This window comes from Mesorhizobium sp. BHbdii (assembly GCF_053848045.1).
This window is the reverse complement of sequence record NZ_JBSPKX010000266.1, coordinates 1-419: the sequence shown is the minus strand read 5'-3', so window position 1 is coordinate 419 and position 419 is coordinate 1. Positions and strand designations below refer to the sequence as shown.

1 protein-coding gene is annotated in these 419 nt (G+C 64.2%); it reads left to right on the top strand.

Annotation, left to right across the window (positions count from 1 at the left end):
• The coding region (locus ACWTU8_RS32970; RefSeq protein WP_455851394.1) for an ATP-grasp domain-containing protein at window positions 1-419 on the top strand (419 nt) is incomplete at both ends.

The following is a 419-nucleotide window of genomic DNA, read 5'->3' as shown; positions in this document are numbered from 1 at the left end:
AAGACATTCCTCAACGGCATCGGCATCGCCACCGCCGATTTTCGTCCGGTCGACACCGACAGCGAGCTGACGGCCGCGCTGAAAGCGTTCGGCGGCAGCGGCATATTGAAGACGCGGCGCATGGGCTATGACGGCAAGGGCCAGCGCGTCTTCCGCAACATGGAAGCGGGCGGCTTCGCCGGCACCTGCGAGGCGATGGGCAATGTGCCGCTGATCCTGGAAAGCTTCGTGCCCTTCGAGCGCGAGATCTCGGTGATTGCAGCGCGCGGCCTGGATGGCGCCGTGGCTGCCTACGACCCGGCCGAGAATGTCCACCGCAACGGCATTCTCCACACATCGACCCTGCCGGCCGGCGTCAAATTTGAAACGGCTGAAGCTGCGCGAACGGCTGCGGCAAAAATCCTGTCGGCGCTCGATTA